Below are 24,760 nucleotides of genomic sequence, written 5' to 3'. Positions count from 1 at the left end.
AGTAAGTATCTGAAACTTTGATGATATTGAATAAGTTGGCATAAAGTGTCGAAAAAAAATCGCACATAGTCATGTCAATGTTCTGTAATTTAAGTCACATTCAAAATGTAATATCAGGAATGGATATTGGGTAATGGATTTTACCCGAGACCAAAATAAAAGATGAGCTGTACAAGATCTTGTATGGTGGCAACATATAAAAACTGGAATAACAATGCAAGAACCTGTAAATAAAAGATCGGGATTAGGTCTACTCAGTTATCTCTGGAATGAGTGGTTCTCAACCTTTTCTATCCTTATTCTTCTACTGCTGACCCTGATTATTGGGACAGGAGATATGATTCATGGCCAATTGTTACGTATCGGGGAAAGCCTATACGGTAATGAAAAAATAGGAATGCAATATTCCTTTTTAAGGGCTGAACCAGAGAAGCCAAGCTGTGATCGCCATCCAAATACTGAGGCACTTGTACAGCAACAAATGCACGCCAATTCAAAAGATGAGTTTTCAGATATTTTTGGAACGTCTTCTGAAGCTGATGTCCGTCAATCGATTTTGGCAGCACAGCAACAGTGTGAAGAAAAATATGCATTTTATGAAAAATCCATGAATTATCTCAATGAACATACGATGATTCGTCCGTATCGCAATTTCGAAACGGGTTTCTTTTGGATTTTCAAACATGGTACTGAAAACAAGGTCATTATTTTATTATTGATGGTGGTGATTTCATCCATTACTGCATCACTAAAAATGCACCATATTGGTTTACGTCCAGCCAAGACCAAACTTGATTTCCGTGTTTATAGTTTCATGATGGTGTTGGGTAATGGTTTACTCAGTTACTCCGTCATTAGTCAATATCAATCTGTACTCAACTCTGGTGTGGTTTCTACCTTTGAAACGCTGGCTGTGTATTGGTTATGGATGATTTTATTCATCAGTTTAACCATCATTAGTATATTTCAATTTTTTAGAATTCCAGCCACAGCCACCGATGGTGGGAAAATTGGTTTAGCCTTACTCAGCACGCCGTTATATGCGTTTATGGCTGTGTTAACAGGAATTGCATTTACCTTCTTCATGGATTATCCAATGGGGCAAGGGATTTATTTGGGGCAATTGGTTGAGTTCTCAGGCATCTTCCTTAATCTTGCACTATTTATTTGGGCCGGGATGTTGTTGACCCAAACACGTGTAATGGATTTATTCCTTGCCGTTCTGCGACCATGGAATTTAGCACCTGAAACTTTAACTTGGTTAATCTTAATTGGTGCGGCCATTCCAACTGCCTATACCGGTGCTTCGGGTATTTTCGTAATCGCGGCGGGTGCAATTATTTATAAAGAAGTTTGGAACTCAGGTGCTCGCCGTCAATACGCACTTGCAGTATCGGCAATGTCTGGTTCTTTAGGTGTGGTGTTACGTCCATGTCTATTGGTGATTTTGATTTCAATGCTGGATAGTCGTCATGTAACTTCAGATGAATTATTTGACCATGGTATTTATGTATTCTGGTTAACTGCTTTGATCTTCTTGGGGGTTTCATTATTCCTTGCAGAAGACAAATTCCGTATTAATTCACCGAAAGTTGCATTACCTGGGATGATGCGCGCATTTGTTCCTGTGATTCCCTATATCGCGATTGTTTTTGCAATTGTCGGCTTATATAAATTTGGTCTTGATACACAAATGGACGAATTTACTGCGCCGGTTATTTTACCAATTATGCTATTAGGCTTTATCTTATTTGACAAAATGTTTGGTGATCGTTTACCGATTCCTGAAAATAATACGTTGGCTTTACAGCATGAAAAAGAGTCAGCCTATTTAAAAGAGCATGGTGATACTGCAGATCATAAACGTGGTTTTGGTGGTGCGATTCGTTTTGCAACCTCTGAAAGTGTCGGGCACATTGGTGCATTGATTTTGTTAATGGCCTTGTCTGCAAGTATGGGTGGCTTAATTGAGCGTAGTGAAATTGTTACGATGGTTCCAACTCATCTGGGCAGTATCGTGATTACACTTGGTTTCATGGCATTACTGCTTGCAATTATTGGCATGTGTACCGATCCATTTGGTGCGGTGATTTTGGTTGCTGCAACCGTTGCACCCGTAGCTTATGAGAATGGTATTCATCCAATTCATTTCTGGATGATTGTACTGGTTGCATTTGAATTTGGTTATGTGACACCACCTGTGGCACTGAATCACTTGCTGACGCGACTGTCGGTAGGAGATGAAGAGGTCGCCGAGGCAGATGCTGAAGCGAAAGCCAAGTACACCAATTTCTATTATCGTTATGAACGTTGGTTGTTACCGATTATCGTGTTGTTCTCTTCATTGTTATTGGTCACCTTCGTACCTTATTTTATGAACATGTTCGATTGGTACGCCAATAAATAAAATTGAAAATTTAAAAAAGCACCTTCGGGTGCTTTTTTATGAACTGGATAATGAGGAATCCGTGAAAATAATGCTGTTAAGTTTTAAATTAAAATAAATATTTTTAACTACATAAATAACGCCCATAGTCTATATAAGCATGTTTGTTCTATTGCGGCAAATTATGAGGGAGGATATCAGCACTTAACTGATATTGGGTGCTCAGACTAAGACAATAAAAATAGGGAGATTTTACCGTTATTATTGTTCCTGTATAAATGCTCTGAAACAAATGTATGTCTTAGACAAAAAAAGCCCTAACATGATGTTAAGGCTCCATTGCTCTAGCTAAAAGGTGTTTATTTATGGGCTTGAGACAGCTGTTGCTCTAAAAGCTTGATTTGCTCTTCTTTCAATTTAATCAGTTGATCCGCATCAGTATGTTGTGCTTTGAGCGTTTGTTCTTGTTCGTCTAATTGCTTTTGAATATCTTCCAGTTTTGCCACTTCTTCTTTGGCTGCAGTGTCATTTTTAGGCACTTCATCTTTTAAGATTTTCTCATCAACCAAAGTAGACGTACTCGGTTCAGATATGGTTTGTTCAGCAGATTGTGCTAAAGGCGGTGCTGAATTTTGCACTTGAGCTGCTGGTACCTTATTTGGCACGGACTGTGTTTTTTGTTCAGTTGTATTACTCATCCACAGATAAGTAATGACTAATAGGATAATTGCAACAAGTCCCCCAGCAATCATCCAGATTAATTTAGAGTTTTCTCTATGATCAAATGGCATTGATGAACCTATTTATTTTGTTTGACGAGGCTTAAATTGAATTACCCCAACTTCATCGGGTGTGGCTGGCTCTTCCGGTGCATCTACATGTGTAGGGCGATTTTCAGAATATCCACATTCAATACATTCAATCCATTCATCTGTTTGAGTGGAAAGCATAACGATACGATCTGCAGCTTCACATTTTGGACATTTTGCACCGGCAATGAAGCGACGTTTAATATTCATTATACTAACCATTCAAAAATAATGATGGCGCCTAGTTTAAGCGTTTTTAGAGGCTTTCGTCCAACCTTGATGACGTAGCAAAGCATCTATTTTTGGTTCGCGTCCGCGGAAATTGATAAATGCATCAAGTGCTGTATCTTTTCCGCCAACTGCTAGAATAAACTGTCTAAACTCATTTCCGGTGTGTGTATTAAAAACCCCTTCTTGTTCGAAACGATCAAAGGCATCACTGGCTAAAACTTCAGCCCATTTATAGGAATAGTAACCAGCTGCATAACCACCCGCGAAAATATGACTAAAACTATTTTGGAAACGGTTATAACTGACGGTCGGTAATACCGCGAATTTATCGCGGATATCATCTAAAGTTGCTTGGATTTGCTGTGCATTTAAAGCAGGGCTAAGTTTATGAATCGTTAAATCGAACAGGGCAAATTCGATTTGACGCAGGGTTTGCATACCAGATTGGAAGAAGCGTGCATCTAATAATGCTTTGAGTAATTCTTTGGGTAAAGTTTCTTTGGTTTCGATATGTTCACTTAAACAATCTAGACTGTCTTTATCCCAAGTCCAAAATTCCATAAATTGGCTTGGTAGTTCAACAGCATCCCATGCCACGCCGTGTGTGCCTGCAACCGAAATATTATCTACTTCAGTTAACATATGGTGTAGGCCGTGTCCAAACTCATGAAAAAGCGTGTTCACTTCATCATGCGTTAATAGCGCAGATTGCCCACCAACAGGGGGAGTAAAGTTACCCACCATGTAGCAAATTGGTTTTTGTAAACCATGTTCAGTTTGCATGCGAGAACGGAAACCACTCATCCATGCGCCGCCGCGTTTTCCACTGCGTGCATACAAATCGAAATAGAATCCTCCAATGACGGTGCCTTGGTCTTCGAGTTCATAATAATGTGCATCTGGGTGCCATACTGGGGCATCACGTTCAATGATATTAATGCCATATAAACGATTGACGACATTGAATAGACCTTGGATCACTCTTTGCGCAGGGAAATAGGGCTTAAGTGATTCTTGGGACAGATTAAATTGCTGTTGTTTCAGCTTTTCAGAATAGTAGGTGCTATCCCACGGTTTTAAATCATCAATACCATCTTGCTGTGCAATTTGTTTCAGTTCAGCAATTTCGTTTAATGCAGGGACGCGGGCGTGTTCCGCAAGTTCGACCAAGAATTGATGCACCGTTTCAACATCAGGTGCCATTTTACTGGCCAGCGAATATTCTGCGTAATTATTAAAACCTAACAGCTTGGCCATTTCCTGACGTAAGCGAAGAATTTCTTCCATGACTGGTGTATTGTCAAAACTTGGATAGGCAGATTGTTCTGAAGCACGTGTTACATATTCTTTGTAAAGTTCTTCTCTCAGTTCACGATCATCGGCATACGTCATAATTGCTAAATAAGATGGAATATCTAGAGTTGCAACAGCTTGATCTAATTCTCGTTGTTGACCATATTGTTTTAATAGCTCAACGCTGCTTTGTGGTAAACCTTTGAGCTGATTTTCATTCAGTGGTTTACTAAAAGCTTGAGTCGCATCTAATACATGATTGGAAAAGTCAGAAGAAAGTTGCGATAAGCGTGCTGAAATTTCAGCATAACGCGTTTTTTCCTCACCTTCTAATGCAACCCCAGAAAGTTTAAAGTCGCGTAAAGCCAGTTTAATTGCACTTTGTTGTGCAGTGGGTAAAGTGTCAAAGAGGGAGGCATCATAAACATGTTGATAGGTTTGATAAAGGGGAACATGTTGACCAAGTGCGGTGTAGTATTCACTGAGTGTGGGTAAAAGTGATTGGTATACTTCACGGGTTTCTGGATTATTCATTACCGCATTGAGATGTGACAAAATGCCCCATGCTTCACTCATGTTATTTTCAAGCGTATCAATTTTTTCTAAAATATTCAGTTGTGCTTGGATGCTATCTGGCACTTGAGCCAATTCGGTTAAGAAGTTCTGACCATTTTGAATTGAATTTTCGATATTTTGTTTTAAGGTATCTAAAGTGATTTGATCAAATTGTGGTACAGGCAAGGTTGCCTTTTCTAATGTCATGTCGATATGCCAAATGATTTTCTAAGTTATAGATAGATGTAGGGCTTGCGGTAAAGGAAATCAAGTTAAGATTCAGATTTATTATGTTTTGTTTGTGGTTTTTGAATTGAGTTGAACATGATCGATTGATTTAACAATAGTCCCCATTGAACTTTGTATAATGGTGAGATGTAACGTGATCTGCTGATTTTGATACTGCTGAAATTCCTTGGGCTTGATGTTGAAAATGGGTAAGTATCTATACGATGTCCGAAAAAAATAATGGGTATCACCTTTAAAAGAACTTTTTGTCACGTTTGCTTGCTGAACGACGACCTGATTTTCACCAAACATGGCGGTATAGGTCATCGGGATGATGTGAGAAAGATTCATCCAAAAGATAAAAATGAAAATTGCCGGAAGAATCAGTAAGCAGTAGAGTTTTGGTCTTTTACGGAAATTTTTCCAATGATGCGGAATAAACCATTGTTGTTTTTGATTTAAATGGATGAAATAGAGCAATATGCCTATATAAAGCACGACTGAGATTGATAAGGTATAAATTTCGATGGTTTTTGTTGGCGAAAAATTACTGAATAATAGAGTAGTCGTTCCACTGATTATTAAAATCAACATGATCAGTATTAGATAATTATGATAGTAATATTTCGTTATTTGAATCATGGGCACACATTATTATATTTTATGGATTATAAATAAAAAGAGAGCCGAAGCTCTCTTTAATTTTTAATCTAATTTAGCTTTCGCATTAGATTTTTTCTTTTTGATTTTTTTCTTCTCTTTATCTTTTACTTTCGTTTCAGATTTAGCAGAAGCTTTTTTACTTGGTTTCTTCGTTGCAGAACGCGGTTTATCTGATGCTTTCTTTTTACGAATAGGTTTTTCGCCACTGTCACTTGCATTCGATAATGCTGGTTTATCCGCTCTAGTTTTTGAAGGAGCAGATGGTGAAAAAACTTCTTCTTGAGCTGTAGATTTCGCCACACGTGGTGCGCGACTGCGAATTGCACGACCAGCATGTGTTAACTGCTGAATCAATTCAAAGTCAATCTTACGATCGCCAAGGTTAACGGCAGCCACTTTAATCTTCACTTCATCGCCAAGACTGAAAGTCTGACCACGATTCTGGCCGACTAAACTTTGACTGGCTTGATCATAAACAAAATAATCATCACCCAATTGGCTGACGTGAACCATACCATCAACATAGAGATCTTTGAGGGTCACGAATAAGCCAAATTCAGCCGTGGCACTAATTACACCGACAAACTCTTCGCCTAAATGCTGTTGCATATAGTGGCATTTCAACCAAGTTGTGACAGAGCGTGAAGCTTCATCTGCACGACGTTCAGTCTGTGAAAAATGCTCACCAGCATTGTCTAAAGCAGCACCAGAAAGTGGATAAGGCTTTTGTTTTAAATGCGCTTTAATTGCGCGATGTAATAACAAGTCTGGGTAACGACGAATTGGTGAGGTAAAGTGGGTATAGGCTTCATAAGCCAAACCAAAATGGCCTGCATTATTTGCGCCGTAATAGGCCTGCATCATTGAGCGTAGCAATACCGCATGAATACTCGGTGCATCAATACGATCTTTGGTCGCAGCAATCACACGTTGATAATCTTGTTGAGTTGGCTGTTCTGGGAAGGGCAAACCGAGTAATTTCACAAATTCACGCACTTTTTGAATACGTGCAAATTCGGGTGGCTCATGCACACGGTAGAGCATTGGAATTTCATGTTCTAATGAATATTCCGCAGCCGCAACGTTTGCCAACAACATGCATTCTTCAATTAATTTATGTGCTTCATTACGCGTGCGTGGCAAAATTTCTTTAATTCCACCTAATTCATCAAAGGTCATATAGGTTTCAACGGTTTCGAATTCCATGGCATGGCGTTCGGCACGTAAACCTTTTAGGGTTTGATAAAGTTGGAACAGTGTATTTAATGATTTACGCACATCGCGATCTTCAGGAATAGCGGTACTATCACCCTCAAAATAGTTCGCCACTTGTGTATAGGTTAGACGCGCTTTTGAATGCATCACGGAAGGATAGAACTGGAATCCAGTTACTTTTCCTGCGCGAGACAAGGTCAAATCACAGACCATACATAAACGATCAACATGCGGATTTAAAGAGCATAATCCATTAGATAATGCTTCTGGCAACATGGGTAATACAAAGTGCGGGAAGTATACTGATGTACCGCGTTCTTGAGCCTCATCATCTAGAGGTTTGCCAACGCGAACATAATGGCTAACGTCGGCAATAGCGACGACCACACGATAGCCACCACCGGCACGTTTTTCTGCATATACAGCATCGTCAAAGTCACGTGCATCTTCGCCATCAATGGTAACGAGGGCTAAATCACGCAGATCGATACGACCTTCACGGTCTTTTGCATTCGGTTCTTTAAAACTTTCTGCTTCTTTAAGCACTTCTTCAGGGAATTCATACGGTAAGCCAAATTCCAAAATCGTTTGTGGAATAATGATTTCGGTATCTGCTTTGTCCGCCATGGATTGAATAATATGACCTGTCGCAAACTCTTCACGCGTCGGATAGTCATCAATTTCAACACGCAATGCATCGCCTATATTGGCTTTGGCATGTTCGATCAGTTCTTTTTCTAAAGTAATCGGTTGGTGTGCATTGGGATGACTCGGTTGAATAAAATATTCACCGTCATGAATTGCAAGTTTACCGATCAGTTGTTTGACCCGACGTTGTGTAATCTCGTTAATATAGCCCCAAGCTTTACCTTTGCGATCCACTGAAGTTTGGCAGACCTTAATGCGATCACCATGAAAAACTTGGCGTAATTCACGTTCAGGTAATAACATTTCATCTTTTTTGCCATCTAAACTGGCAACACCAAAACCTTTGTTGTTGACATATACAGTTGCATCTACAGTGGGTTGGTCTGCCATCAGCTGGAATTTGAATCCATCTTTCATCAGCTGACCATCACGGACCATGGCACTTAAACGATGACTGAGTGCTTCTATACTTCTTTCATCTGCAATATTAAAGTGTTCCACCAAGTCTGTATGAGAGAGTGGTGTTTTCTGTTGTTCGATCGTCTCTAAAATAAGAGTACGACTCGGAATAGGATTATCGTAACGTTCAGCTTCCGCTTTGGCTTCAGGATCGATCCAATTTTTCATAATGTCTTTGGCTTCATGTCAGAAGATTATGTTTAGCATAAGTCATGCAGAGTGAGACTGCACGTAAATGATTGCAATATTGTGTTTTCTGTTCGAATTTTAGAGTTAAGCAGGGGCGTGCAGCATAGTTTTATGTACAAAAACATTGAGAAAAGCCGAAAATCGTTTAAAAAATAGATGATTGATTAAAAAAAGCAGATTTTTTGCAAATGTGACTTGAAGAATGGGTGTTTAGTTTGTATTATGGCGGCTCGTTACGGTGAGGTGGCCGAGTGGCTGAAGGTACTCCCCTGCTAAGGGAGCGTGGGTCTTAAAGCCCACCGAGGGTTCGAATCCCTCCCTCACCGCCACGAATAATTTGAAATGCGCTCATAGCTCAGCTGGATAGAGCACTTGGCTACGAACTAAGGGGTCGGGAGTTCGAATCTCTCTGAGCGCACCAATCAATTATTCATGTATGTAACGAACGCCGTTAAAGGCAACACAAGTTTGCGCTCATAGCTCAGCTGGATAGAGCACTTGGCTACGAACTAAGGGGTCGGGAGTTCGAATCTCTCTGAGCGCACCAACTTGAACAATCAACCGCTTTTTAGCGGTTTTTTTGTGTCTAAAAAATTAACGTATTCTTGTTTTTTGAAGTTTTCGATAAATGAGCCATGTTCATATTGGCTGAGCCAAATTTTTTAATATTCAGCTGTAAAACCAATATTACTGACTCAGGTTATGCAATATACAGGCAGATCATGCTTGTGTGATGACTTAAATATTGAACTAGAGTGGAAAGTGAGCCAGTCATTTTCTGTGTTGGGTTGTCTGAAAAGATCAAACTTATTCAATAGTGCATAAAGTGCGATTGATTTGTGCTGAATAGTTAGTCAAAAACTTGCTGGGCGTCCAAATACTAAGCACTTGGTCTGCTGAATGTAAAAAAAGCCTTACTAAAAACATAAAAAGGCGTATAATGCGTTCCATCAAGACGTCGCGCTCATAGCTCAGCTGGATAGAGCACTTGGCTACGAACTAAGGGGTCGGGAGTTCGAATCTCTCTGAGCGCACCAACTTGATCAAGACTGAAAAACCGCATTAAATGCGGTTTTTTTGTGCCTGTGGTATCCGTATATTTTAAATTTATGCATTTCTGTAAATACTTTTTTTAACTACAAGAATATTTCGAATCATCTCGATAACCTCACATTATTCATTCCAAAGTGTGTCTAGCAAACTACCTTGAAAACTTTGCATCCATTATGAAGAAAGTCATAAATTTGGTGTAATATCTTGGCATCTTGAATATGAAATGTGCTGAAGAAACTATGTCAGACAATACGCCTGCATTAGCGATACGTTATTACCTAAATTTAGAAGAATCACAAGATGGCTTTAAATTGGCCACTTTTGGTAAAAAACAATTCACACGATTTTTAACACCATTGGTGAGTTTGGCAATCTTACTGTGGGGTTTCTATTTGGGGATGAATGGAGTAGGGCGATACTATATTGCGTTGGGTAGTTTTTTCTTGGTCTTGCAAGCGGTGATGCGTTATTGGTTTTTACCAATGATGTTTAAGCGTCAATTTATAAAATATCAGTTTGGTAAAAGTGAACAAGGTATCGAACTGTTCCAGGATTATGCTGAGCTTTTTAGTAGTGGCCGTCCCAAACAAAAGTTTAATTATTCGGAAGTACAAAGCTTTGTGGTGGGTAAATTGACCTATATGATCGAATTAAAAAATCGTACCGTAGTTATTGTACCTAAGCGTGCTTTTGCATCGACGACAGATCAAACGGTATTTGAAAATACATTTAAAAAATAATCATCGCGTTTTAATTGTGTCCAAATGAAATCAGAAGGGAAGATTATGAGTACAAGTCCATCTAAAATTGTCTGTGTTGGTCGCAGCTATGCAGATCACGCCAAAGAATTAGGCAATGCCATTCCTGATCATCCAGTTTTATTCATTAAACCACCGAGTAGCTTAGTTTCATTGGAAGATGGAATTTCATGGAATCCAGCTTGGGGGGATTGTCATTATGAATGTGAGTTTACCTTGCGGATTGATCAAACTTTAAAAGGTGAAACTGATCCACAGAAGGCACTTGAGGCAGTGGGTGCAGTGACTTTAGGTTTGGACTTAACACTACGCGATCTACAAGATGACTTAAAGACAAAAGGTCAACCTTGGGAGCGTGCTAAAGCTTTTGATGGTTCTTGTATTTTGGCTGATTGGGTGGATTTAAAACAAGTTAAAGCTTGGGATCAGGTGACGTTTGATTTAAAAGTAAATGATGAGGTGCGTCAAAAAGGCGATACAGCATTGCTCATTTTTAATATTGGTCATCTTCTAGCAGAGATTAGCCAAGTGTTTACTTTAGAGGTTGGCGATGTAGTGATGACGGGTACACCAGCAGGTGTAGCTGCATTGGCTGCAGGTGATCAACTGACGATGACTTTAAATGGTCAAACTCAAGATTTTATTTGGGAAACATTTGTAAAATAATTTTTAAGAAAATTTAAATAAAATTAAAGCGATGGATTAAATTCTATAATTTAGTCCATTTTTTATGCATATTTTTTATTGAAAATTAAAAATGCAAGACGTTATTCTAAAATGTAACCAATTGTTATTTATAAAATTGATTGATTTGTGTGAAATAAATCAATATTTATGATATTGTGTGATTTCCTTGTGAGTATTTTTTCTTCTCTGAAGAGCTATTTGAGTATTATAAATTATTCATTTTCTTGTCTCTTCATCTCACATTCTTAAAGTATCCTAATCTAAATGATAGCGTTTATCGCTGAAATTATGGTTCTACATTATTATTTTAAAGTTATAAATGGTTCTTTATAGAATCATAATATTTATTAGACCTATCAAAAGCAGGAGCTTTTTCACAGAACTCAAAACTAATGGAGATCGCAATGACTCGAATTGCAATTATCGGAGCAGGCCCGAGTGGCATGGCTCAACTAAGGGCATTTCAATCAGCAAAAGCCAAAGGTCAACAAGTTCCAGAAATTGTATGTTTCGAAAAACAAAACGATTGGGGCGGTTTATGGAATTACACTTGGCGTACAGGTGTAGACCAACACGGAAATCCAGTACATGGCAGTATGTATCGTTACTTATGGTCGAATGGGCCGAAAGAAGCGCTAGAATTTGCTGATTACACATTTGATGAGCATTTTAAAAAGGCCATCGCCTCTTATCCACCTCGCGCAGTACTTTGGGATTATATTAAAGGTCGTGTGGAAAAGGTGGGTGTTAAAGATCAAGTACGCTTTAATACGACGGTGAATAATGTTGAATTTAATTCTGATAACCAACAATTTACTGTGGCTGTACATGATCATTATCAGAACCAGACTTATGCAGAGCAGTTTGATTATGTAATTGTTGCTTCTGGACATTTCTCTACACCAAACGTCCCTGAATTTAAGGGGTTTAATATCTTTAATGGTCGAATTTTACATGCCCATGATTTCCGCGATGCGGTGCAATTTAAGGATAAAAACATTCTGATTGTCGGGAGTAGTTATTCTGCTGAAGATGTAGGTTCCCAGTGCTATAAATATGGGGCAAAGCATATTTATAGTTGTTATCGTAGTCAGCCTATGGGCTATAAATGGCCGAAAAATTGGTCGGAAAAACAAAAATTACTACATGTAGATGAAAATACAGCTTATTTTGCTGATGGCACTTGTGCCCAAGTTGATGCCATTATTTTATGTACAGGTTATTTACACCATTTCCCTTATATGGCTGAAGATTTGTGCTTAAAAACGCATAACTGTTTATATCCTGAAGGTTTATATCAAGGTGTAGTGTGGGAGAAAAATCCACGTCTCTTTTATTTAGGGATGCAAGATCAATGGTATACCTTCAATATGTTTGATGCTCAGGCATGGTATGTCCGCGATCTTATATTGCAACAGCAGACACTGCCTACCCAAGCAGAAATGCAACAACATACACAGCAATGGGTTCAGAAAGAACAAAAGCTAAAAAATGCAGAGCAAATGATTAAGTTTCAAGGTGATTATATTAAAAAATTAATTGCTGAAACGGATTATCCAAGTTTCAATATTGATGCGGTTAATGACATTTTTATGCAATGGAAAAAACATAAAAAAGAAAATATTATGGGGTTTAGGGACAAGGTTTATCGTTCAGTCATGACTGGTAAAATGGCGAAACCACATCATACGTCTTGGTTATATGCATTGGATGACTCTCTGGAAAGTTATTTAGACAATGATAATCATGAGCCAAAAGCAATGTAATAAATATTAATCCTTGAACTAATTAGCAAGACCTCATTTATTGGGTCTTGCTTGTACTTTTTTCATATATTAATTGACTCTATCTACTGAGAGTTCTTGTGCGTCTTGAGCATTCAGATTGACGGTATTGATCGGGCGTGTTTGTATAATATGTACAGGAATAAATCGAATTTGTAGATAAGATGGATGACCTTTACGATCTTTGGCGAGTTGAGTATTGATCTTTTCAATTTCAGTAGCTGTTGGTGCTGTATCACCACGAATACTGGCGCGAACTAAGGTGAAATCTTCTTGCTGATCAAATTGAATGATATCGATCACATTATTATTTACATTTAAATTTTGATAAATTTGTTGTTTGATCTGAGTTTCATAGAGTTGTTTATGAACAGATTGAATGAGATTAAAGCTTAAATAAATTGCCAGAATAAACAGGATAATCAAACTAAGACTATTTCGTTTAATAAATCCCCAGATGCTATTGATGTCATCATCTGAGCCACGTCTAAAGCCTGCGATCCATAAAACTAAAGAAGAACTGACTTGAATGGCAACCATATTGGTAAATGCCAGTAAAAAGGCATTGGCTGAATTTGGCAGTTGAGCATGTGCCAATAAAATACCACTTGCAACTAATGGTGGAACCAATGCCGTTGCCACTGCAACACCTACTACGGCAACAGATAGGCGAGGTGAAATAGCCGCAAAAGCACCTGCTGCTCCACCTGCTAAGGCAATCATTAAGTCAATAGTTGTCGGTTTCGTACGTGCTAAAATTTCATTGGTGATAGGGAGATCAAAATGGATGAGCCCCATAATAATACCAATGCTATAAATCATTATTACACCTAAAGCTAAGGTGCTTAAAGATGTTTTTAATAATAACCAACGAGCATCAATGAGGGCGAGTGCGATTCCCGAAATGGGGCCTAACATCATGGCAACGAGCATTGCACCAATAACTACGGCAGTCGAGTCACCGAGTAAGCCATATCCAGCAATAACTGCGGCCAAGGCATTCATAATAAAAAATGTTTTACTTGGCAGTGCATCCGCTTGAATATTTAAGCGAACTTGTTTGTGGTCTATTTTTCTTGAGTTTTCGCGTAAAGCTTGCTTGTATCGCAGCTTTTCTTTTAATTGCTCGTATTTGTTTTGATCAGGGTTATGCTCATCAATAATAATGGTTGGCATATCTTGTTGTTTTTTGTTCATCATTTTCTCAATGAAATGAATCTTGCTCTGGAGTATAGCAAATTTATATTTATATCGTTTTTGAAACTGATTCAGCGTTCAGGCTATCTAAAGTTTAAAGATCTTTATAAAACAGTAGATGTATTGCAATAGTCGACGTATTGTATTGCTGTTTTTTATCATGAATGTTGATAATTATTTTAATTTTTGAGCCTGCAACTGTATTAGATAATAGCTGTTGTGATGATTGGTTGGGAAAGACTGTTAAGAGTGTGCTTGAATGGTTGGTGTAAAAAGTTAGTACTCAATTTAAACATTTTATATCGGCTCGAATTGAGTACAAATTCTTATTGATCTTCTAAAATTGTCGCCAGTGGAATAGAAAGCTTTGCTGCTAAATATTGATCAGATTCAATAAATAAAGGGCCTAAGCGTTGCATCCAGATATCCTCATTATGAATGTTTTGAATATCTTCATGACGTGGCAAGGTATAAGGCAGAGATTTATAGAACGACCAAAAATCCACTTGATTCAGGTTGCGGACTAAAACATATTCATTATTATCGGTACGTCTGACTAAATTTTGTTGTTCAAGTAATAAGACATAAGTCGGCCAGCGACCAATTTCGGCACGTCCTAAAATATTTAAAGCTTCAGCGTCGGTAATGGTTTTTCCAGTTTTTTGTTTTTGATAAAATAACTCTAAAATAGCTAACAGCATCAATACGGGATGTCGAGCTTGTGCTTTACCTGTATGAAATGCAGTCAGTGCATAACTGATTTCAACGCCAAGTAGCACCACATTCCATGACATGAAAATCCAAAGCAGAAAAATTGGGATTGCTGCAAATGCACCGTATATAATGGTATAACTGGTGAAGTTGGTCATGACAAAACCAAAAAGATTTTTTAATAATTCGAACACAATTGCACTAAACAAACCTGCAATAGCAGCAGCTTGAACGGGAATACTGCGATTCGGAATGGTCCAATATAAAATAAAGAAACCCAGTACTGTTAGGGCAAAAGAAAGAATCCAAAAGATAAAAGTGCCATCTACTTGATAACCTGAAAAATTATTACTTAAGATGTTCATTGAAGCAAGTGTTGATGAAATGACAAAAGCACTGCCCAGTAGAATGGGGCCTAAGGAAATAATCGTCCAATAGCGCATAAAACCGAGAATGCCATTGCGGGTTTCTTGTACACGCCAGATTCGATTAAACACGGTTTCAATGCTGGTCAGCATCATGACGGTAGTGACGAATAAAAATAGCACCCCAATGATGGTTAAATTGCTCGATTTTTCGGTAAAGGCATTAAACGCTTTATCAAAGGCAATAGTCGTTTTTGGTAAAAAATTACTATAAATCAATTGTTGTAATTGTTGTCGTGCGGGCTCTAAGGCTTTTATCGAAGAGATAATGACCAAGAAAACCGTTAACATCGGTACCACTGCAAATAGAGTGGTGTAGGTCAGTGAGCCAGCTTGTTCGCGACACCGATCTGCCTCAAAACGACGGATGACATAAAGAATGAATTGAAACCAAGTTTTACTATAAAAAGGAAGTTTTCGAAGTAGATCTACCATAAATCATGAGTCTCAATTTATTTTCAGCATTTTTATTCAATTTTATAGTAACAGCATAACCAAAAAATTAGAAAAATAACGTATAGTTTTGTTTTTAAAGTTTGATTATAAAGAAAATGCAGCCTTACGTTCTGGTCTTATATTACAGTAAATATGGTTCTACGAAAGAGATGGCACACCTCATTGCAAATGGTATTGAAGCCGCTGGAGTCATGGTTAAAATACGTACTGTGCCTAATATTACAACGGTGGTGAGGCAAGCCGAAGCGAGTATTCCTGAGGATGGTGATATTTATTGTAGTTTGGATGATTTAGCACATTGTTCAGGTTTAGCCTTAGGTTCACCTACACGTTTTGGCAATATGGCGTCTGAAATGAAATATTTTTTGGATCAGACCACGAGCCTTTGGTTAAATGGGGCTTTACATAATAAACCTGCTTGTGTCTTTACTGCTTCTGGTTCTATGCATGGTGGGCAAGAAAGTACATTATTAAGTATGCTTCCACCATTATTTCATCATGGCATGTTGATTATGGGGCTAACCAATGCCCATCCTGCCTTATCGAATACCAAGTCAGGTGGTACGCCGTATGGTGTCAGTCATGTGAGTGGTCCACGGCATGATTTGGGCTTAAGTCAGGATGAGAAGGCGCTTTGTGTCGAACAAGGCAAACGATTAGGCGATATGGTGAAAATGCTGACAAGCAGCAGATAAGCCTTCATGTAAGAAAGTTAGTGAAGATGACTAACTTTCTTGATGCTATTTGTCAATTTATTCAAAGCATTAGATTTTTTCTTTAAACCGATACTTACATTTTAGGCACTGATAGTCCAAGAAGATATTTTTATCTACGACTTCACCCGCTTTTTTACCAAAGCGATGTCCTAAAAAGCCACCTGTAATTCCGACACTAATTGCACCAATAAAAGTGCCTACTGTGCCGCCCATAATCACACCTAAAGGGCCAGCTATTGTTCCAATGGCAGCACCAATAGATGCACCAGTTGCCGCTCCGCCCACAGTTCCCGCTGTTGTACCGGCTGCTGAAAGTAAAACCCCACCCGTTTTCTGTAGCAATTGTTCATGGTCACGTTTTGCAACATGAGTAGAACCGCATTTGGGGCATGCTACTGTTATTTCATCCGTCATTGATCTTTACTCATGCAAGACAAAGTCCTTTTGTGCTTCGTCAGATTTATTGTGTTGAAAATATCACAACTGATGCTGATTTTAGCTGATTCGAGTCAAAAGTATTTAACTGGCTTGTAATGATTAAAATTAAATCATGGTTGTTATCAGGTCAGTGGTAAAAGCTCTAATTAGATTTTGCTGCATGCATAACATTCTATTTTAGGGTAGTGAACGTAAATCGCGCATTAGACTTTCTTGAATGACGCTACAAACCAGTTTGCCATCTTGCCACATACGACCGAAATTGAGTCCTCTAGATTGGCTAGAAATAGTGGCATTCATATCATAAAGTAGCCATTCATCTACTTTAAATTCATGATGAAAATAAATAGTATGATCTAGGCTGGCACTCCTGACATCACCTGTTGCATAACTTACACCATGTGGTCTCAGGGATGCGGTAAGAAGATTATAGTCAGAATAATAGGCCGCAATGGCTTGGTGCATCATGCTGGAATTTAATTCATCGGGGATCGTTTCAAAAGTTTGAAAGTATTCCGCATAATTTGTTTCTGATGGAATAGGTTTGAATGGATTAAAGGGTTGTACGGGATGTATTTTTACATGAAATTGCCGCATGAAGATTGAATGCATGGATTCTGGAGCATCGTCAAAAATCATTTGTTTAAGTTGTTGTTCTGATTCGAGTTCATCTGGCGAAGGATAATGAGGTTGTTCAACTTGATAATTTAAGCCTTCTTCAAGATATGCAAAGGAAACCATCGCCGAAAATATAATTTGACCGTCTTGTAAGGCATGCACTTGGCGAGTAGCAAAACTTTTGCCGTCTCTTAAATTTTCTACCTGAAATAAAATCGGTAAATCGGTTCGACCACTACGAATAAAATAAGCATGTAAAGAATGGGCAGGGCGATCAGTTGTTTTTGAGGCTGCAATTAAAGCTTGCCCAACTAGTTGTCCACCCATTAAGTGGCTTCCAAACAGCCGTGTATTTTGTCCTTGAAAAAGATAGTCATCCAACTGTTGTACATTGAGTAGATCAACTAATTTTTGAGTGATTGATCTCATTTATTATTTACCTGAGTTATATCTTTATTTGAACAATATAGCTGAGGGTTTTATTAAAATGAAAGATTAATCAGATATGCTCATGATCAAAAAAAAGTATAAAAAAGAGCGCCTAATGCGCTCGATTTTATTGAGTTACTTTATTCTTGAACAAAAGTAACTGTACCATTAGCAAGTGATTCAACACGAGCCAAAGACTCAACACGGTAGCCTTTTTCAAGCAACAAATCACGGCCTGGTTGGAATGATTTTTCGATCACAATCCCAATACCGACAACTTTTGCATCGGCTTGATGGATTAAATCGGCAAGACCTAAAGCAGCTTGACCATTTGCAAGAAAGTCATCAATCACTAAAACTTTATCATCCGCAGAGATATGTTTTTTAGAAATTGCAATGGTACTTTCAGTTTGTTTCGTGAAAGAGAATACTTTAGAGCGATATAAATCGTCTTTTAAAGTTAAAGATTGGTATTTACGTGCAAAAATTACTGATACACCAAGCTCTAAACCCGCCATCACAGCAGGCGCAATACCAGAAGCTTCAATGGTAATAATTTTGGTAATACCGGCATCTTTAAAGAGACGCGCAAATTCTTGACCAATTTGTTGCATCATTACGGGATCAATTTGGTGGTTTAGGAAAGAGTCAACTTTCAAAACTTGATCAGATAGAACGATACCTTCAGCTAAGATTTTCTGTTCTAGTGTATGCACGGGGAGAATCCTCTAGGGGCAAGGTGCTTTTTCAAGCAAAGGCGTATTTTAAAAAGCACCGCAAAAAATGCAAGCTCAAATTGACCAAAAAGTGAAAATTTGCTTATTTTTTGTACCCTGTGAGTAATAAACTATAAGAAGTTTTATCATCTTGGTGTGCCATCTTCACTGGAAGATAGTCGAGTTGCGGTGCTAACCAAAAAGTTGAGCTTTTCGCCTTGTTATCATGTGATAAAACCACTTTAACTGTGTTGTATGTTCCAAATGGCGTTTTGATTGATTCAGTCCCTTGTTTGACAAAGCGACGAGCATCTAAACCCTTGGCATCTGCAATAAGATAGGTTGATTTTAAGCCGCTACCTTTTAAATCTTCACGGACTTGTAATTCTGCATTGAGTTCATCTAAAGCCCCCGCTTTCCATTCAAAAGAACGAACCTTGTCTTTTTTCTTGGTATTAATGGTTTTGGTACTTGGATTAAAATTAATGGTCATCGTGTCATTGTGAATTAAAATTTTACTGGTACGACTAAAACTATTGGATGCAATTTGACCATTGTTAAAACTAAAACGGCTGGTTTCGCTAGCTGAAGCAATTGCCGCTGCCGTAGCACTAAAAACATAGGTCCAATTATTGCCTGTTTTACTTAAGACACGTGTTGCGGTACCCATATTTTTACCATTGTATGAAAATTGGTAATTGGCTTGAAAAGGGCTCATGGCAAGTGCAGTGTTGGAAAAACCAACCATTAAAAGTGCAGTTGATAGGCTGGTTGCTAAACTCAATGTTTTAAAAATAGGTTTTGCCATTGGAGGAGTGTCCTATGCATTTAATTTATGCTGAATACAATGAATATATTATGCAACTCAATTGAGTAGAAATATTCAGGTTTTGAATCAAAACTGTATATTTATGTTATTTAAGTCAATATCGCTTTTTCTGACCTAAAATATGTTTTATTTCTGTTGGATAGGCGTGACACGACTATCACTAAAGTCATCGTCAATATCTTCATCGTCAAATGATTTTGAGGTCGAAAGTTTGCTCAATACGGCAGCTAAATTAAGATTACCCAGCAGGATAAGTTCAGTTTCTCTCAGTTCCGCATGATTGATATGTACTTTAGTTAAAGCATCAATAACAGAACGGTTTTTGCCTAACCAGCGATTTAAGGATAAATGTAATAGCTCATCTTGAACTTTGACAATATTATATTTTTCTAAAATAGGCCCTAAAGGGTCTTTTTTTAATACTTTTTGATAAAAGAATAGACCACAATTCGCTGCAATTTTCATCCAGCGTTTGGGGAAAGTCGCTTCAATCACCTCAGTATTACCAATTTGTTCAAAGACAATCAATTGAATATCTTTGTTCATTTCCATTTGAATCAGTTTTAAATCAACCGATAGAACTGTATAAATACCTTTAATGCTAATTGTGGCGTATAAACGTAACCAATCGTCATGTAAATCTGCATGTAAATCTTTTAACAAGTAGACATTGTCAGTCACAAACCGCTTCAGTGTGGCATTTAGAAAGACTTGAGAGACTGGGAACTCACGCTCTTCTTCTATGAAATCTTCAGCCTTTTGGTATACTTGTCGAATACGTTTAGCAATATTGGTAAGCAGCGTCGGCATAAGTATTTACTCAGATCATCGTCATTCTATGAGGCGGTCATCTTGTCGATTTGTTTGAAATTTCCAAGATCAGCAATTGCAGTTTAGCAAAAATCAATGCACCATTTTTAATGATTTAAAATATCTGTTGATTATTTTTGAGATACAGCTCAATAAGCTGTGAATATGTAAGAATATACGTGTTTTAAGTGATTTGGAATGTTTAAAGTAGGGCATCTTGTCGGTTTAATGTCATGATAAAAAATAGTGTTGTTCAACTCAAACCATTTGAATATTGGTGGCAAGATTCGCTTTTTATAGGAGCTGTATCTGCGGCAGTCATACTGCATGTGATTTTTTTATCATTACAGTTTGCTATGCCACAAGAAAATGATGCGGCAAGTCGTGAAGTAACCATATCAATCCGACCAAGCGCTGAAAAAGTCAAAGATGCAGACTTTTTAGCACAAGCCGATCAACAAGGTTCTGGGCGATTCCACGAAGCACATCGGATGTCGAGTGATATGCCCGCACAGTCGCAAGACCAGAGTGCAGGAGCGCAACAACTTCAGAGTTTAGAAAAAGTTCAACAACAACGTGAGTTGAAGTTTGATGAAAAAGTCTTAATGACTGTACTGAGCTGGCAAAAGCAGGCGGCACAAAATGAGCGTAAAAAAGCCATGGAGGAATTGCAAAGCCAATTCCAAGCCAAAGCTGCCATGGTTGCGAGTTTAGAGGCACAATATTTACAAAATCAGCAAAACTTTAGTCGTCAGCAAAAAATTAAAACCGTGGATGGTGTTCAAGCCAAACAGGATGCATCTGCGAGCTATTTAGAAAAATTTCGTGCAAAAGTCGAATTATATGGGAACCGCTATTATCCAGATGAGGCAAAATCTCAACGCTTAGCGGGTGAGGTGCGTTTAATGGTGATCTTGAATGCATCTGGCGGTATTCGTGCGATACGACTCATTGAAAGCTCAGGACATCCTGTTTTGGATGAAGCTGCTAAAGCATCGGTGCGTAAAGGGGCACCATTTGGAGCATTTGATACTGCGATGAAAGATATTTCTGAATTACGGATTGTTCGAACTTGGCGTTTTAATCCTGCAGATGCAGAGTTTGAAGTACGTTAATTGATGGTTGAACGTTGTATAGCATTATTTTTGGCTAGATATTTTATCTCTAGATTGATGGTTTTTAATGCTCTTCATATATAAAGCGATCTCACATCAAGTCGAGATCGCTTTGAACTAACTAGAAGGGATGGATTTAGCAGTCTTGTATTTGATAAGGATTCTGAAATCCTAATTTAGCTAAAATCTGAATTTCTAATGCCTCCATTTCTTCCGCATCTTCTTTTGATGTTTCATGATCATAGCCCATTAAGTGTAATGTGCCATGTACGAGCATGTGCGTGAAGTGCTCAATCGGTGTTTTGTTCTGCTCAATTGCTTCTTGTAAAACCACAGGAATTGAAATGACCAAATCACCAATGGGAAATGTATCTAAAATTTGTGCCATTTCATCAGGCAAGTCACTTGGGAAAGACAACACATTGGTTGGTTTGTCTTTACCACGATATTGAAGATTTAGTTTATGGCTTTCGTCATTGTCGACACAGGCAATACCCATTTCACAATCACTTTGTGTATCGATATAACGTAGTGTCGTTTCAATGACTTTCTTTAAATACGCCCGTTTGAGCACCAATTCGGGTGCTTCAAACGACTGTTGTAACGATAGGCTAAGTTTCAAAAATAGTCCTTAAGTATTGTCCTGACTGTGCTGTGGTTACTCATGATGTTGAGCATCTGCAGCAGAATCATTTTCAGAAATTAAAGCGTCTTGCCGTGCTTTACGCGCTGCGCGTGCTTCAGCAGTTAAGCGGTGTTGTTCACTATCCCAACCTTCGTAGGCTTCTACAATTTTCTGTACCAATTGATGGCGAACCACGTCACGAGAGTGGAAGTGAGTAATGTGAATTTCTTTGACGTTTTCCAGAACACGCAGGCAGTGTGCTAATCCAGATTGTTGACCACGAGGTAAGTCAACTTGAGTAATATCGCCGGTGATCACTGCACGTGAGCCAAAGCCTAAACGAGTCAGAAACATCTTCATTTGTTCAGGTGTGGTATTTTGTGCTTCATCTAATATAACGAAAGCATGATTAAGGGTACGACCACGCATATAAGCGAGGGGAGCCACTTCAATGACTTGGCGCTCAATGAGTTTAGCGACTTTTTCGAAGCCGAGCATTTCATATAAGGCATCGTAGAGTGGGCGTAAATAGGGATCAATTTTCTGACTTAAATCACCCGGTAAAAACCCCAGTTTTTCTCCCGCCTCAACAGCAGGGCGAACCAAAAGAATCCGCTGAATTTCATTACGTTCTAATAAATCTACGGCAGCAGCAACAGCCAAATAGGTTTTACCTGTTCCAGCTGGGCCAATACCAAAAGAAATATCACTGTGTAAAATACGCTGTACATAGCGTTGTTGATTCGCGCCACGCGGATGAATTCGGCCTTTGCGCGTTTGTAGCCACACATGCTCTAGACCATTTTGATTAGAGTCGGACTCTAGTTCACGATCCGTTTGACTGCCTTGAATCAACAAATGTAGGGTATCTGCACTTATTGGTAGCGAGACTTCAGTTTCTTCATATAAATGATGTAATAAACTTTCAGCTCGCTCAACGGCATCTATTTCACCATCAATCACAAACTGATCACTACGCTGTGCAATTTTCACAGCCAAGCGTTGTTCAATTTGTTTCAGATGACCGTTATATGCACCAAGCATGTTTTTTAAACGGTCAACTGAAATACCTGGAAAAGCTACTGTACGTTGAATCGTTGCAGTCAAGAGATATCCTTTTTTAAATAAAGTCTATGTCCTTACATTACGTCACGTCAGGCTCTAGATTCAAGAGTTCACCATAAACTAAATTGAGGGTCTTAATTTCGGTAATCTCAATTTCGGCAAAGCGTCCAACCCAATTGGCATCACCAATAAAGGTAACTAAACGTGTATTGTCTGCTGTTCCGACCAATAAATTAGGATCTTTGTTAGAAACATTTTCAATGAGTACACGCTGAATGGTACCGAGCATAGCATCTGTTTTATCAATGCTTGAACGCTTAATCCATTGTTGAACTTTAGACAACCGTTCTTTTTTCACAAGTTCAGGCGTGTCATCCGGAAGTTCTGATGCAGGCGTACCTGGACGTTTCGAGTAGATAAAACTATATGAATGATCAAAATCTAAATCTTGAATAAATTGATAGGTTTCCGCAAAGTGCGCATCGGTTTCCCCAGGGAAGCCAATAATGAAGTCACTCGATAAATGCATATCAGGACGAACTTTACGTAATTTTGCAATTTTTTCGATATAGACATCAATGGTGTGATTACGTTTCATGGCTTGTAACACATCATTCGAACCGCTTTGAACGGGTAAATGTAGATGTGAAACCATTTGCGGTAAGTCACGGTAGCATTGAATCAGATCATCATTAAATTCAAGTGGGTGCGATGTCGTGTAACGTAAACGACCAATCCCTGGGATTTCAGCCACAAGACGTAGTAGGTCGGCAAAGGTGCAGATTTCACCTTCAAAAGTTTCGCCACGGTAGCCATTGACGTTTTGACCAAGCAGGGAAATTTCACGCACGCCTTTTTCAGCTAAGACTGCAATTTCAGCCAGAACATCATCTAGTGGGCGAGACACTTCTTCACCACGAGTATAAGGTACGACACAGAATGAGCAGTATTTAGAGCAGCCTTCCATAATCGAAACAAAAGCTTTGTGGCCTTCAACACGTGGTTCAGGTAGGAAGTCAAATTTTTCAATATCTGGGAATGAAATATCCACTAAGCGGATTTTATCTTTTTTCGGTTTTTCAATCTGTTCACTATGCTGATCAAGCATTTGTGGCAAGCGGTGCAATGTCTGTGGGCCAAAGACCATATCGACATAAGGGGCACGTTTTTGAATATTGTCACCCTCTTGAGAGGCAACACATCCACCCACCCCAATCACTAGGTCGGGATTCTTTTCTTTGAGTTTGCGCCAACGGCCTAATTCAGAAAATACTTTTTCTTGGGCTTTTTCCCGAATGGAACAGGTATTCATCAATAGAATATCGGCTTCACTGGCATTGGTGGTTAAGACGTAACCGTGAGAATCACCTAATAGATCGGCCATACGATGACTGTCATACTCATTCATCTGACATCCTTGCGTTTCGATATACAGTTTTTTGACTGCACCGTCGGCTGGGATGTGCTGTGGCTGGATAACAGTGTTTTCTGAGGCAGCTTTGGCATCATTGGGAATGAAGGTTTGAACCGTCATGGAGGCATTTATCCTATATTAAGGGAAAATCTATTTATATGATTGAATCAACCAATTGGATTGACCCAATAAAAGCCCCGTATTTTACAGTATTTAACGTGAAAGGAATAATAAATAT

General features: G+C 38.6%; 21 protein-coding genes and 4 tRNA genes. 10 read left to right on the top strand and 15 right to left on the bottom strand.

All coding sequences use genetic code 11. The features are described 5' to 3' along the window. Window positions 1-214 precede the first annotated feature (214 nt). Entirely contained in the window at window positions 215-2,407 is a 2,193-nt protein-coding gene (locus B9T28_RS02105) for a TRAP transporter large permease subunit (RefSeq protein WP_086202297.1), read from the top strand. A gap of 338 nt (window positions 2,408-2,745) precedes the next feature. Here the strand turns inward: B9T28_RS02105 and B9T28_RS02100 are convergent, their stop codons facing one another. The 5 genes from B9T28_RS02100 to rnr form a co-directional block, all read right to left on the bottom strand. Next, window positions 2,746-3,177, bottom strand: coding sequence for a hypothetical protein (locus tag B9T28_RS02100; protein ID WP_086202296.1), 432 nt, complete (start codon window positions 3,175-3,177; stop codon window positions 2,746-2,748). 12 nt (window positions 3,178-3,189) lie between these two features. Next, entirely contained in the window at window positions 3,190-3,399 is a 210-nt protein-coding gene (locus B9T28_RS02095) for a YheV family putative zinc ribbon protein (RefSeq protein ID WP_171263438.1), read from the bottom strand. A gap of 42 nt (window positions 3,400-3,441) precedes the next feature. After that, on the bottom strand, window positions 3,442-5,496 hold the full coding sequence (locus B9T28_RS02090) for a M3 family metallopeptidase (protein ID WP_171263437.1): 2,055 nt from the start codon (window positions 5,494-5,496) through the stop codon (window positions 3,442-3,444). A 66-nt stretch (window positions 5,497-5,562) separates the two neighbouring features. Continuing rightward, window positions 5,563-6,096: a hypothetical protein gene (locus B9T28_RS02085; RefSeq protein WP_143222589.1), complete on the bottom strand. Its 534-nt coding sequence runs from the start codon at window positions 6,094-6,096 to the stop codon at window positions 5,563-5,565. Window positions 6,097-6,207: 111 nt separating this feature from the next. Beyond that, the gene (rnr, locus tag B9T28_RS02080) at window positions 6,208-8,655 is read right to left on the bottom strand and encodes a ribonuclease R (protein ID WP_086202292.1); all 2,448 of its coding nucleotides are present in this window, start codon (window positions 8,653-8,655) and stop codon (window positions 6,208-6,210) included. A gap of 258 nt (window positions 8,656-8,913) precedes the next feature. On the opposite strand from rnr, the gene B9T28_RS02075 reads away from it, so the two are divergent. The 7 genes from B9T28_RS02075 (at window position 8,914) to B9T28_RS02045 (ending at window position 12,940) form a co-directional block, all read left to right on the top strand. Then, a tRNA-Ser gene (locus B9T28_RS02075) sits at window positions 8,914-9,005 on the top strand. Between the two features lie 15 nt (window positions 9,006-9,020). Continuing rightward, window positions 9,021-9,097: transfer RNA gene (locus B9T28_RS02070), tRNA-Arg, on the top strand. A gap of 49 nt (window positions 9,098-9,146) precedes the next feature. Further along, a tRNA-Arg gene (locus B9T28_RS02065) sits at window positions 9,147-9,223 on the top strand. A gap of 413 nt (window positions 9,224-9,636) precedes the next feature. Then, window positions 9,637-9,713 (top strand) — tRNA-Arg (locus B9T28_RS02060). Between the two features lie 255 nt (window positions 9,714-9,968). After that, a complete protein-coding gene (locus B9T28_RS02055) occupies window positions 9,969-10,469 on the top strand; it encodes a YcxB family protein (protein ID WP_086202557.1) in 501 nt (166 codons plus the stop codon). A gap of 45 nt (window positions 10,470-10,514) precedes the next feature. After that, on the top strand, window positions 10,515-11,153 hold the full coding sequence (locus B9T28_RS02050) for a fumarylacetoacetate hydrolase family protein (protein ID WP_086202556.1): 639 nt from the start codon (window positions 10,515-10,517) through the stop codon (window positions 11,151-11,153). Between the two features lie 425 nt (window positions 11,154-11,578). After that, entirely contained in the window at window positions 11,579-12,940 is a 1,362-nt protein-coding gene (locus B9T28_RS02045; protein WP_086202291.1) for a trimethylamine monooxygenase, read from the top strand. A gap of 69 nt (window positions 12,941-13,009) precedes the next feature. On the opposite strand, the gene B9T28_RS02040 is transcribed toward B9T28_RS02045, so the two are convergent. Together B9T28_RS02040 and B9T28_RS02035 are read right to left on the bottom strand one after the other, a co-directional pair. Then, the gene (locus B9T28_RS02040) at window positions 13,010-14,155 is read right to left on the bottom strand and encodes a DUF389 domain-containing protein (protein ID WP_434057111.1); all 1,146 of its coding nucleotides are present in this window, start codon (window positions 14,153-14,155) and stop codon (window positions 13,010-13,012) included. A 326-nt stretch (window positions 14,156-14,481) separates the two neighbouring features. Then, window positions 14,482-15,726 (bottom strand): YihY family inner membrane protein, encoded by a 1,245-nt coding sequence (locus tag B9T28_RS02035; RefSeq protein WP_086202289.1) that lies wholly within the window; start codon window positions 15,724-15,726, stop codon window positions 14,482-14,484. A 116-nt stretch (window positions 15,727-15,842) separates the two neighbouring features. Between B9T28_RS02035 and wrbA the strand changes: the two genes are divergently transcribed. After that, entirely contained in the window at window positions 15,843-16,442 is a 600-nt protein-coding gene (wrbA, locus tag B9T28_RS02030; protein ID WP_086202288.1) for an NAD(P)H:quinone oxidoreductase, read from the top strand. 69 nt (window positions 16,443-16,511) lie between these two features. On the opposite strand, the gene B9T28_RS02025 is transcribed toward wrbA, so the two are convergent. From B9T28_RS02025 to B9T28_RS02005, 5 genes are all read right to left on the bottom strand, one after another. Then, a complete protein-coding gene (locus B9T28_RS02025; protein ID WP_086202287.1) occupies window positions 16,512-16,877 on the bottom strand; it encodes a phage tail tape measure protein in 366 nt (121 codons plus the stop codon). Between the two features lie 201 nt (window positions 16,878-17,078). After that, window positions 17,079-17,948, bottom strand: coding sequence for an acyl-CoA thioesterase (locus B9T28_RS02020; protein WP_086202286.1), 870 nt, complete (start codon window positions 17,946-17,948; stop codon window positions 17,079-17,081). Between the two features lie 140 nt (window positions 17,949-18,088). Continuing rightward, window positions 18,089-18,664 carry a xanthine phosphoribosyltransferase gene (locus B9T28_RS02015; RefSeq protein ID WP_086202285.1) on the bottom strand — a complete coding sequence of 192 codons (576 nt, stop codon included), beginning with the start codon at window positions 18,662-18,664 and terminating at the stop codon, window positions 18,089-18,091. A gap of 103 nt (window positions 18,665-18,767) precedes the next feature. Continuing rightward, the gene (locus tag B9T28_RS02010; RefSeq protein ID WP_086202284.1) at window positions 18,768-19,472 is read right to left on the bottom strand and encodes a DUF3108 domain-containing protein; all 705 of its coding nucleotides are present in this window, start codon (window positions 19,470-19,472) and stop codon (window positions 18,768-18,770) included. A 147-nt stretch (window positions 19,473-19,619) separates the two neighbouring features. Then, the gene (locus B9T28_RS02005; protein WP_086202283.1) at window positions 19,620-20,303 is read right to left on the bottom strand and encodes a hypothetical protein; all 684 of its coding nucleotides are present in this window, start codon (window positions 20,301-20,303) and stop codon (window positions 19,620-19,622) included. 233 nt (window positions 20,304-20,536) lie between these two features. Between B9T28_RS02005 and B9T28_RS02000 the strand changes: the two genes are divergently transcribed. After that, complete coding sequence (locus tag B9T28_RS02000; RefSeq protein ID WP_086202282.1) at window positions 20,537-21,418, top strand: energy transducer TonB; 882 nt, start codon at window positions 20,537-20,539, stop codon at window positions 21,416-21,418. A 136-nt stretch (window positions 21,419-21,554) separates the two neighbouring features. Here the strand turns inward: B9T28_RS02000 and ybeY are convergent, their stop codons facing one another. Genes ybeY through miaB form a run of 3 tightly spaced genes read right to left on the bottom strand, consistent with a single transcriptional unit; the run spans window position 21,555 to window position 24,642 of the window. Continuing rightward, on the bottom strand, window positions 21,555-22,040 hold the full coding sequence (gene ybeY, locus B9T28_RS01995; RefSeq protein WP_086202281.1) for an rRNA maturation RNase YbeY: 486 nt from the start codon (window positions 22,038-22,040) through the stop codon (window positions 21,555-21,557). A gap of 36 nt (window positions 22,041-22,076) precedes the next feature. Continuing rightward, a complete protein-coding gene (locus B9T28_RS01990) occupies window positions 22,077-23,150 on the bottom strand; it encodes a PhoH family protein (RefSeq protein WP_086202280.1) in 1,074 nt (357 codons plus the stop codon). A 37-nt stretch (window positions 23,151-23,187) separates the two neighbouring features. Further along, window positions 23,188-24,642, bottom strand: a complete 1,455-nt coding sequence (miaB, locus tag B9T28_RS01985; protein WP_086202279.1) for a tRNA (N6-isopentenyl adenosine(37)-C2)-methylthiotransferase MiaB — start codon at window positions 24,640-24,642, stop codon at window positions 23,188-23,190. Window positions 24,643-24,760 lie beyond the last annotated feature (118 nt).

The sequence above is a fragment of the Acinetobacter silvestris genome, from assembly GCF_002135235.1.
GTDB classification, from domain to species: domain Bacteria; phylum Pseudomonadota; class Gammaproteobacteria; order Pseudomonadales; family Moraxellaceae; genus Acinetobacter; species Acinetobacter silvestris.
This window is presented reverse-complemented; position numbering and strand designations above follow the sequence as displayed.